Source organism: Mycoplasma yeatsii GM274B, from assembly GCF_000875755.1.
Taxonomy (GTDB): domain Bacteria; phylum Bacillota_I; class Bacilli_A; order Mycoplasmatales; family Mycoplasmataceae; genus Mycoplasma; species Mycoplasma yeatsii.
In genome coordinates, this window is the sequence record NZ_CP007520.1 from 406220 (window position 1) to 418259 (window position 12040).

The 12040-nt window shown below is 23.0% G+C and carries 9 protein-coding genes; 4 read left to right on the forward strand and 5 right to left on the reverse strand.

Features of this window, described 5'->3' with window-relative positions; all coding sequences use genetic code 4:
- Positions 1-16 precede the first annotated feature (16 nt).
- Entirely contained in the window at positions 17-874 is an 858-nt protein-coding gene (locus MYE_RS01730) for a MurR/RpiR family transcriptional regulator (RefSeq protein ID WP_042733283.1), read from the reverse strand.
- A 218-nt stretch (positions 875-1092) separates the two neighbouring features.
- Between MYE_RS01730 and MYE_RS01735 the strand changes: the two genes are divergently transcribed.
- From MYE_RS01735 to MYE_RS01745, 3 genes are all read left to right on the forward strand, one after another.
- The gene (locus MYE_RS01735) at positions 1093-1980 is read left to right on the forward strand and encodes a J domain-containing protein (RefSeq protein WP_042733284.1); all 888 of its coding nucleotides are present in this window, start codon (positions 1093-1095) and stop codon (positions 1978-1980) included.
- 8 nt (positions 1981-1988) lie between these two features.
- Complete coding sequence (locus tag MYE_RS01740; RefSeq protein WP_042733285.1) at positions 1989-2858, forward strand: thymidylate synthase; 870 nt, start codon at positions 1989-1991, stop codon at positions 2856-2858.
- Between the two features lie 197 nt (positions 2859-3055).
- Positions 3056-4012: an Abi family protein gene (locus tag MYE_RS01745; RefSeq protein WP_042733286.1), complete on the forward strand. Its 957-nt coding sequence runs from the start codon at positions 3056-3058 to the stop codon at positions 4010-4012.
- A gap of 339 nt (positions 4013-4351) precedes the next feature.
- Here the strand turns inward: MYE_RS01745 and nagB are convergent, their stop codons facing one another.
- Both nagB and MYE_RS01755 read right to left on the reverse strand, forming a co-directional pair.
- A complete protein-coding gene (gene nagB / locus MYE_RS01750; protein ID WP_042733287.1) occupies positions 4352-5086 on the reverse strand; it encodes a glucosamine-6-phosphate deaminase in 735 nt (244 codons plus the stop codon).
- A gap of 150 nt (positions 5087-5236) precedes the next feature.
- Entirely contained in the window at positions 5237-6076 is an 840-nt protein-coding gene (locus MYE_RS01755) for a DUF3800 domain-containing protein (protein WP_042733288.1), read from the reverse strand.
- A 457-nt stretch (positions 6077-6533) separates the two neighbouring features.
- On the opposite strand from MYE_RS01755, the gene MYE_RS01760 reads away from it, so the two are divergent.
- Entirely contained in the window at positions 6534-9155 is a 2622-nt protein-coding gene (locus MYE_RS01760) for a valine--tRNA ligase (protein ID WP_042733289.1), read from the forward strand.
- A 38-nt stretch (positions 9156-9193) separates the two neighbouring features.
- Here the strand turns inward: MYE_RS01760 and MYE_RS01765 are convergent, their stop codons facing one another.
- Together MYE_RS01765 and MYE_RS01770 are read right to left on the reverse strand one after the other, a co-directional pair.
- Complete coding sequence (locus MYE_RS01765; RefSeq protein WP_082028301.1) at positions 9194-10156, reverse strand: BspA family leucine-rich repeat surface protein; 963 nt, start codon at positions 10154-10156, stop codon at positions 9194-9196.
- A 182-nt stretch (positions 10157-10338) separates the two neighbouring features.
- The gene (locus MYE_RS01770) at positions 10339-11853 is read right to left on the reverse strand and encodes a BspA family leucine-rich repeat surface protein (protein ID WP_052491396.1); all 1515 of its coding nucleotides are present in this window, start codon (positions 11851-11853) and stop codon (positions 10339-10341) included.
- Positions 11854-12040 lie beyond the last annotated feature (187 nt).

Consider the following 12040-nt stretch of genomic DNA (forward strand, 5'->3'; position numbering starts at 1 on the left):
CCCCATTATCAATTAGTTATTTAGTATTTTTTAATTGTTGAATTTCTTCAAATTCATCTTGTTTATTTTTTCATTTAACTAAATAAGCTAATTGATCTAGTAAATATTTTAAAAATATTGATTGACTATGTTCAAATAACTGATGATATTTTCACCCATAATTAATAAATGAATCTGAATTTAAATTATATAAATTTGCTAAATTACTACTTAATATTTCTGACATTGAAAATATAAATAAATTAGCTTTAAATTCATCAGGAACAGTTTCTAATATAGCTTGGAAAAACGGTATTTCTTTTTCATCGCCTATTAATAAAATAATTAGATCATTTTCTTTTAATTCATACAGTTTAAATGAATCTGAAAAGATATTAGTTTGTTCAATAACTCTTGCTTCATTTATTACAAAAAAATTACTTAATCAATTTAATTCTTTTTGTAAAACATAACCTGAAAATAAATGAATATTTTTAGCTTTATAAAACTTATCTACTAATTTTGATATTTTACTTAATTGAGTTTTTAATTTTACAATATGCTCTTGAAGTTTATTATTATAACTTGAAAATACAGTTTCTTCTAATTTTTCTTTTGGTCCTTGTTTTATTTCTTTATCAATTTCATCAACTGAAAAATAAGTAATTTCAAATTTTAATTTACTTATTAATTCTCTATAACCTGTAAAACCTAGTTTTTTAGAAAATAAAGTTACTGATGATTCACTCACGTGACACTCAACACTAGTTTGTTTCATTGAAGGATAATGTTTTTTATTAATTGCTTGATCTAATAAATAACTAGAAAATAAACACAAACCAGATCCATTTTTTAAATCTGCATAACTTTTTAAACTTTTAATTAATGAAATCATTTAACACACCTGCTACAAATTGATTACTAATTTTATTATACTTTATTATTAAACTGCTTTAGTTTGTTAAATTATATTTGTTTAATTAACTAGTATTATTACATAAAATTTGTGATTTATTTTTTATTTATTGAATAGAATTTCAAGTTTTTAATTATTAATGATAAATTACAATTATTATAAATATCTATAATAAAATATTTTGCGTAGGTGTATATATGAAAAATATTAACTTAATAAAAATTACTAATTATAATAAATATCAAGAATCATTAGCTTTTAATTTGTTTAAATTTAATAATCAAGCTGAATTAGATGAAATTATCAATGATATTAAAAAAAATAATTTAATTCTTAAATTAGATCAATATAACTATAATGAATATTTAACTGATATTTTTAGATTAAATTTTTATAACACTATAGATTTTATAAAAATAAATAATGATAAATTAGATGACAAATTATTTGAAAATTTAAAGTTAACTTTAAATTTTATATCAAATACAATTAATCATATTTTTTGAAATAATATTAACAAATTGTATGATGCTAAAAATAATTTAGTTAATATTACTGAATATAATTTAGAAATTTCAAATCACCTATCTGAATTATATTTTCAATTTAAACAAGTTGTATCTAATCAATTATTAAATATCATTTCTAATTTAATTGATGTTTATTTACAAATTAATTATTTAAATAATAATGAGATTAAATTAAATATTTTAAATAATAATTTAACTAGTATTTTAGATTTAATTAGTGAAAAGTTTTTAAGTATTACTAAATCGAAATTGCAATATATCTATAAAGTTTTTAAATTAAAAGATATACACCAGCAATCTAAAATAAACTATAAAAAGAATTTTGATGATTTTTTAAATGATGATTATTTATTTGAAACTAGTTTTAGTGATGAACTAAAAGCATTAGAATTTCTAGGTTTACAAAACAATGTAACTTGAAATGAAATTAAAACTAAGTATAAACAATTAGCTATTAAATATCATCCAGATAATAATCTTAATAATAATCAAGCTCAAGAAATGATGAAAAAAATTAATAGTGCATATAATTTATTAAAAAAACATAGAAAATAGGAGATATCATGCGACAGTATTTAGATTTATTAGAAGATGTTTTAAAAAATGGTGAAGTTAGAGATGATAGAACTAAAACAGGAACTATTTCAAAATTTGGTGTACAAGCTAGATATGATTTAAGAGAAGGTTTTCCACTAGTTACAACTAAAAAAGTGTTTTATAAAGGTATTTTTCATGAAATGTTATGATTTATGTCAGGAGATACTAACATTAAATATTTAGTAGATAATAAAGTTAATATTTGAAACGAATGACCTTATGAAGCTTTTAAAAAAAGTGATGTTTACAATGGTGAAACATTACAAGAATTTGTTGAAAAAATTAAACAAGATGATGAGTTTGCAAAACAATGAGGTAATTTAGGACCAGTTTATGGAAAGCAATGACGTGATTTTAATGGTGTTGATCAATTAAAAAAAGTTATTCATGAGATTAAAACAAATCCTTATTCAAGACGTCATATTGTTAGCGCTTGAAATCCTTGTCAAGTTGATGATATGTTATTACCACCTTGTCATTCACTATATCAATTTTATGTTTCAAAAGATGGGTATTTAGATTTACAACTATATCAAAGAAGTGGAGATTTATTTTTAGGTGTTCCATTTAATATTGCCAGTTATTCATTATTATTAGCTTTAGTTGCAAAAGAATGTAATTTAATACCTAGATATTTTGTGCATACAATTGGTGATGCTCATATTTATTCAAATCATATTGATCAAGTTAAATTACAATTATCAAGAGAGTGTAAAAAACTACCTAAATTAAAAATTGCTGATCATGTTAAAAATAGTTTAGACTGTAAATTTGAAGATATTGAAATAATTGATTATGATTGTCACGATGCAATTAAAGCACCTGTTGCTGTTTAATAATAATACTTAAAAGATTTCATAGAAATCTTTTTTTATTTTTAATAGATATTTAAAAACAATGCAAGAAAAAGTAAATTACTAGAATGAAAAACCTATAATTTTTTGAGTTTTTTTCTAATACTATATAGAGTTCAGATTGTTTTAATTTTTATTAAAAAATTGTATTATTGCAATTATCTAGAAAGGAAAAAAAGATGCGTTTAACTAAAGAATTTAAAACTTTTGAACAACAAATAGAAATACTAAAATCTAGAGGATTAGTAATAGAAGATGAACAAAAAGTAATAGAAATATTAAAACAAGAAAATTATTACAACATAATAAATGGATATAAAGATTTATTTTTAGATGATAATAAAAATAACAAAGAGTTTTTTAAAAATGGAACAACTTTTGATGAGATTTATTCTTTATTTCTTTTTGATAGAGAATTAAGAAGTATTATTTTAAAATACATACTACTTTTTGAAAGAGATTTTAAAACAATAATGTCTTATCATTTTAGTCAAAAATATAATACAGAAAATAGAGTAGATTCATATTTATATCCTGAAAATTATAGAGATGATTATGTTGATGTATTAAATTTTATTTCTACTGTTAATAATATTATTACTTCAAAAAGTGAAAAAACATCATACTTAAAACACTATATTCAACAATATGGTCATGTTCCATTATGAGTAGTTGTTAATATAATGTCATTTGGTAATATGTCTTTTATGTTTAAAATCCTTAAAGATAGTGACAAAAACTATATAGCTCTCTTTTATTTAAAAAGATATTTAAAAGAGTATGATATAAAAACTAATTCTATTAAATTAAAAACCGTAAGTTTTAAATCAGGGATAAAAATATTGCATATAGCTAGAAACATCTGTGCTCATGAAGAAAGAATTTACAACATCGCTTTTAAAAGGATGGCAGTAAATGATATATCAAACGTTATAAAATATAAAATTTGTGGTGAATTAAGATTAATAATAATATTTATGTTCTTAAAAATTACTTTAACTTCAAAGAATTTTTCATCGTTAAAGAAAGAGCTATTAGATCTTTTTGATAGATTTAAAGAAAAATTTCAAATAATAACATTTGATGAAATATTAAATGAAATGGGAATAAATATTAAAGATTTTATTAAATTGTAATTAAATAATTATTATGATAACATTTAATTAAGGATCATGTCGGGAAAGTGTACGTCACTCCGGCAACCAAACGCCAGGTAAGTGTACGTCACCCTGGCCTTTTTTATTTCGAATGGATTGACTCTACCGTGTCTTTTTGAGAAAGAGTTAATATTTGAGAAATCTAGAAATTCATATTTTTAGAAGCTAAAAATCATGATATTATATAAATAAGGATCGTGTCGGGAAAGTGTTCGTCACTCCGGCAACCAAACGCCAGGTAAGTGTACGTCACCCTGGCCTTTTTTATTTTCATTTTTCTTAATTTTTAAGTATTAATAAAAAAAGAGTTAATTTAAATTAACTCTCATAATAATTTTCTAATTTAATACATGCATCTTTGTCAATTATAATTGTTACATCTTTATGATTTTGTAATATTGAACAAGGTCATTTTTCTGATATACTACCTTCTATTAAGTTTTTAATAGCTTCAGCTTTATTAGATCCAGTTGCTATTAAAACAATTTTTTTAGCATTCATAATACTTTCTAATCCCATTGTGATAGCTTGCTTAGGTACTAAATTAATATCATCAAAAAATCTAGAATTTGCTTGTATAGTTGATTGAGTTAAATCAACAATATGAGTTAATGAATCAAAACTAGTATAAGGTTCATTAAATGCGATATGACCATTAACTCCTAATCCTAATAGTTGTAGATCAATTTGACCCTTACTTTTAATTAATTCGTCATATTTTTCTGGATCATTGTTAAATTCAAAATTAGGTATAAAACAATTATCTAAATTAATATCTATATGATTAAATAGTTGTTGTTTCATAAAATAAGTATAAGACTGATCGTTATTTGGATTTATATTTTTATATTCATCTAAATTAAACACTGTTATATCTTTAAATGAAATTTCTTTATTTTTATACATATCAATTAATTTTTGATAAGTTTTAACAGGACTAGATCCAGTTGCTAAACCTAGTATGCTATTAGGTTTTTGTTTTATTTGATTTGCTATTATTTCGCTAGCTTTATTTGCAATTTGTTCATCGTTATTTAAAATTATTATTTTCATATTATCCTCTTTAAAAATTATATGTTATCACTTATAAAATAGACAATATAAATCTAGCAAATTATAAGATTAAAACCAATATTTATTATTTTAAAGTTAATAAAAAAGCAACGCTGTTAAGAAATGACGTTGCCAATATTTGATTATTTATTATTTTTTCTTTTTAAATATTTCAAAACCTTTTTTCATACTTTTTTGCTGATTTTTAATTGTACTAAAGCATGTAGAATCAATTTTTCTAACAAATTTATCTAATAAATAATCAGAATTTATAAATCATTCTTTTGTTGAACCATTTAATAAATTAAAAGTTGACGAAACACAACCTACAAAATAATCGCAATATCTTATCACAGAACTAGAAATAGAATTCAATTGATTAACTGTAATATCTAGAGTTTTAAACTTAGTTTGAGCATAAAAAGTAGTATCTAAATAATCTTCTAAACCTTTAAGTTTGAACATTTTATTTGAATTTTTATCTCTTACTTTAGGTAAATCTTTTCTTTGATCTATATAAAGTTTAATTGTTATTCGATCTTTAGCTGAAAGTTTTTTACTCTTTACAAGGTTTTGCAAAATTCTTTCTATTGAAAAGAATACCATCATATTATAAATTGCATTAATATTTATAAAATCTGTTTCTCATTTTTTAAGATTAGAAACCATTACAAAATTATGTTGATTATGATTTTTTAGTTTATCAATTAAATATTTTTTATTGTCAAAACTCATATTACTTCATTTAACTTCTTTATCATTACGTGATGATGAAGTTTTATTAGCATAATAATTCATAAGATCTTTTTCATGTAAAAATCTATGTTGTTTAATTGATTTTTCTGTTTTATTTATATTTGAAGCAATTTTATGCTTTATTTTTTCGATTTCTTGAGCATTATCACTTTCTAAATAAAAACCACCAACTACAAAAAAATCACTTGTCGGATTTCCGCTTTCATCAATAAAAAAATGAATATAACGTTTCATTATCGATCACTCCACAAAAAAAGAGAGATTAATCTCTCCTGCACAGGATCCCGCGTACTTCATATCATAAATGATATATACGCTTAAGCTTGCTGAGGTTGTTCTGTGTCTTACATTTATTATATTATCAATTATTTTTTATTCTGTAAATAAATTTACCAGATATATGACATTATTTAGAAAATAAAAAATAAGCCTATTTCTAAGCTTATAATTTGTTCTTTTTGTTATTTAGCATCCTCAAGGTCAGCAGTGCTGGAAAAGAACTAAACCCCAGATAGTAAATATCAGATTGATATTTACAAAATAATATTATTGTAATAACTTAAACTTGCCAATTGCAAATAAAAGTCTTAGAATATATCTTTAACATATCATGTAAATTATTTATTAAATATAACTATAGTTACAGTGTTTTATAATGTAAAATATTTATATTGATTGAAAGGAAATTTGTATGAAAAAGCAGTTAGATTCAAAATATAATCATCATTTAGTAGAACAAAACAAATATGAAAATTGAGTTAAAAAAGATCTTTTTAAAGCTAATGTTGATTCGCAAAAACCTAAGTTTTCAATTATTCTACCTCCACCAAATGTTACAGGTAAACTTCATATTGGTCATGCTTGAGATACTAGTTTACAAGATGCAATTATTAGGTTTAAAAAAACAACTGGTTATGATACTTTATTTTTACCTGGTATGGATCATTCTGGAATCAGTACACAAGTTAAAGTAGAAGAAAAATTAAGACAACAAAATATAGATAAATATAAATTAGGAAGAGAAAACTTTTTAAAAGAAGCTTGAAAATGAAAAGAAGAATACGCTTCAATTATTAGAAGTCAATGAGCTAAATTAGGATTAAGTTTAGATTATTCAATTGAAAAATTTACTTTAGATAGTGATGTTAATGATGTTGTTAATGAGATTTTTGTAAAATTTTATAACGATAATATTATTTATAAAGATAAACAAATAGTTAACTGAGATCCAATGCAAAAAACTGCAATTTCTAATATCGAAGTTATTTATAAACAAGTTGAAGGTAAAATGTATCACTTTAAATATATGTTAGAAAATTCTAATGAGTATTTAACTGTTGCTACAACTCGTCCTGAAACAATGTTTGCTGATCAATGTGTTGTTGTTAATCCAAATGATCAAAGATATATTCAATATATTGGTAAAAATGTAATTAATCCTGTTAATAATCAAATTATTCCAGTTATTGCTGATGAGTATGTTGATGTAGAATTTGGAACTGGAGTTATGAAATGTACACCAGCTCATGATGCTAATGATTTTGTTTTAGGTAAAAAACACAACTTAGATATGGTTGTTTGTTTAAATGTTGATGGATCTGTTAATGATGTAGCTGGAGAGTTATATTCTGGATTAGATAGATTTGAAGCTAGAGCAAAAATTATTGAAAATCTAAAACAAAATGATTTATTAGTAAAAATAGAAGATATCACTCATCAAGTTGGATTTAGTGAAAGATCTAATGCTGTAGTTGAACCTTATCTTTCAGATCAATGATTTGTTAGAATGGAAAAATTCAACAAAATGATTTTAGATTTACAAGCATCAAATAATAAAATCAATTTCTTTCCAGAACGTTTTAATGATGTTTTAATAAGATGAATGGAAAATGCTCATGATTGATGTATTTCAAGACAATTATGATGAGGTCATCAAATTCCTTGTTGATATAATAAACACACAAATGAGTTACATGTATCAAAAACACCTCCAGTCGATATTGAAAACTGAACTAGAGATGAAGATGTATTAGATACTTGATTTTCATCTGGTTTATGAGCATTTTCAACTTTAATGAACGGTCAAGGATTTGATAGTAAACATTTCAAAGTATATTTCCCAACAAGTGTGTTAGTCACAGGTTATGATATTATCTTTTTCTGAGTTGCTCGTATGATTTTTCAAACTTTAGAATATACTAAACAAATACCATTTAATGATGTTTTAATTCACGGTTTAGTAAGAGATGAACAAGGAAGAAAAATGAGTAAATCTTTAGGAAATGGAATCGATCCTATGGATGTAATTCAAGAAAATGGTGCTGATGCATTAAGATTATTCTTATTAACTAATTCAACTCCTGGTCAAGATATTAGATATTCTAACTCTAAAGTATCAGCTTGTTGAAATTTTATTAATAAATTATGAAATGCTTCTAGATATGTGTTTATGAATTTAGATGATGATTTTAAATTTGATCCTAACTTCTATAAACAAGAAAATTTAGATGTTACTGATAAATGAATTCTAACTGAATTAGCTAAAGTTCAAAATTATGTATTTGAAAAAATGAATAAATATGAATTTGGTTTAGCTGGATCTAGTTTATTTGAATTTGTATGAGATAAATATTGTTCTTGATATATTGAATTTGCAAAAATTAATCTAAATAATAATCAAACTAAACCTAATACTCAACAAACATTATTTTATGTATTAAAAGAAATATTAATTATGCTTCATCCTTACATTCCTTTTGTAACTGAAGAAATTTATCAAACTATGGAATTAAAAGATTCTATTATGTTAGAACAATGAACTAATTTAAACTTAAGTTTTGATACTAGTTATATTAATGATGTAATTAAAATGATTACAGCATTACGTGAATTTAGAAATACAAATAAAATTAACAAAACATTAGTTTTAGAAGCAAAAATAACTAATACTAACAATACTCACGATCAATTGTTTAATAAATATAATGATCAAATTAATAACTTATTACAAACATTTGTAAATACTAAAATAATTAAAGATTTAAATTCAGATAATAAAACTAGTTTATCAATTGATGAATACTTCTTAGAAATATCAAATGATCTATTTATTGATAAACAAGAACTAATTGCTCAATTAGAAAATAAATTAGATCAATTACAAAAAGAAATTAATAGAAGTGAAAATATGTTAAATAATCCTAATTTCACTTCAAAAGCAAAACCTGAAAAAATTCAAGCTGAACAAGAAAAATACAAATCATATAAAGAACAATTTGAATCAATAAAAACTAAATTAGAGAGTTTAAAATAATAGAAAAAGGCACATAGATACATGTGCCTTTTAATGTTTTATTGTTTTTTCTTTCTAAACTTTTTTGGGATATGTTTTTGTTCTAATGCACTATTGTCGTTGAAACCTTTAAATTCAGTAACATTATCAACATTTCAATTAGATATATCTTGATTAAATTCTCTAGAAGAAGTAAACATATCATTCATATCAGTTACATTTGAAGTATCTCAGTTGTTTAATGGTTGATTAAATTTGCGAGCATCTCCGAACATTCCACTCATATCAGTTACATTCGAAGTGTTTCACTTACCAATAGGTTGGTTGAAATTAATGGCAGAAACAAACATACCTCTCATATTAGTTACATTTGAAGTGTTTCAGTTAGATATGTCTTGGTTGAAGTTAGAAGAAAGAAGAAACATAGTAGACATATCAGTTACATTTGAAGTATCTCAATATTCTAAATTTTCTATTATTTCATTTATATTTCCCGTAAAAGCTAAACTTAATCTTTCAATAAATCAAGGTAATTCTTCTGGAACGCTTCTAGTTGTTTGTTTGAATTTTTCTATTTCCCAAATTCCTTGAAAATTTTTACTATATCCAATTTTTTCACAGATTGATTCATCTTCATTATATGCAGCAGTTCTATGATTATTACTTCCATTATCATCAACAGGTATAAATCTAACTTCAACTTCTCCTGTAAATATCGGATCTTGTTGAGTTGTTTTAATCATTGCAGTATATTCAAATTTTTCCACTAATAGTTTTGATAGATCTTTATCTCTAATTTCAGGATTCATTTCTTTGATTTTATTTATTATATTTTCTTGAGTTAGATCTTTTTCTTTAATTTCTCTTATATCCTTATTAATTATTATTTCTGACAAATCAATTTTTTGAATTTTATTCTGAGTATTTGAGTTCGGTTTTTTAACAATAGCAACTCCAATTCCACTACCGATTAAAGCCAATAATAAAACTGGAGTTATAATTCATAATAATTTCTTTTTCATACATATCCCCACTTTTTTGCATATATTTTGATTCTATTTTTTTTTTTTTTTAGAATCAAGAGCAAATTTTAAAAATACAAATTTAAATATATAAATTTTTAATAATAAAAAAAGATTGTCATATTAAAACAATCTTGTTTATATAAATATTTAACTTATTTTATAGTATGTAGAAATATATATTAGTCTTCTTCTTTAAATTTAGGTCTTTTATTTGTTGTTCATTGTAAAAGATTTCTATCTAAATCATTTGAAACAAAATCATCAAATTCAGTAACATTATCAACATTTCAATTAGATATATTTTGATTGAATGATTTTGCTCCATTAAACATCCTACTCATATTAGTCACTTTAGAAGTAATAAAATTATCAAGTGATTGATTGAAGTTTTCAGCATCAGCAAACATATTACTCATATTAGTTACATTTTTAGTATCAAATTTATTTAATGATTTATTAATCTTTTTAGCACCAGCAAACATATAACTCATATTAGTCACTTTAGAAGTATTAAATTTATCAAGTGATTGATTGAATCTTTCAGTATTAGCAAACATATTACTCATATTAGTTACATTTTTAGTATCAAATTTATTTAATGATTTATTAAACTTTTTAGCACCAGCAAACATACCACTCATATCAGTTACATTTGAAGTATTAAAATTATCAAGTGATTCATTAAAGTTTTCAGTATTAGCAAACATATTACTCATATTAGTCACTTTAGAAGTAATAAAATTATCAAGTGATTGATCAAATGCTTTTGCTCCATTAAACATACCACTCATATCAGTTACATTTGAAGTATGAAATTTACCTCCTAGAGCTTGGTTGAATTTTTCAGCATTAGCAAACATATTACTCATATCAGTTACATTCTTAGTATCAAATTTATTTAATGATTGATTAAAAGTTTGAGCATCTCAAAACATACCATTCATGCTAGTTACTTTAGAAGTAATAAAATTATCAAGTGATTGATCAAAACAAACACAACCAGCAAACATCCCACTCATATCAGTTACATTTGAAGTATTAAAATTATCAAGTGATTGATCAAATTCTATACAACCATAAAACATATTAATCATACTTGTAACTTTAGAAGTATTAAAATTATCAAGTGATTGATTGAAGTTAGAAGCATGTTCAAACATAAAATCCATACTAGTTACATTTGAAGTATCTCATTTATCTAAACCTTTGATAGTTTTGCTTTGATTTTCTGAAAAAGCACGATTTAAACTTGTTATAAATCATGGTAATTCTTCAGGAACGCTATCTACCTCTTTTTCAAATTTATTAATTTGTCACCCATCAGTACCAGGAATTTTAACATAAGATAGACTTCCGTCACTGCTTCTACCTGTTAAATTAAATTTAGTTGATTCATTATCTATTCTTATAAATTTAATTTCAACTTCTTCATTATCTTTTTTCACTACTGCTTTATAATCACTTAATTCTATTGATAATGATGGCAAGTGTTCTTTTATTTTAGGATTTAATTCTTGTATTTTCTCTTTTATTTTTTCTTCAATTATATCTTTAACTTTAATTTCACCAAGCTCTTTTTTAGCTATTATTCCTGATAAATCATTTTTTTGTAAATTAATATTACATGCAACTACAGCTGTACTTGTTGATGCAAGTGTTGCAATTGAACCTAAAACTCATAATAATTTTTTCATTTTTATACCTACTTTTTTAACAATACAAATTAATTCTATTTTTTTATAATTTTGAATTCAAGACTAAAAATTAATAAATATTTATTTTAAATTTAATATTGATAGTTTTAGATACTAATTTTTACAAAAACTAGCAATATTTTTTAAAGTTAAGTGTTTTATATAATTTACTAACGATATATTAAAC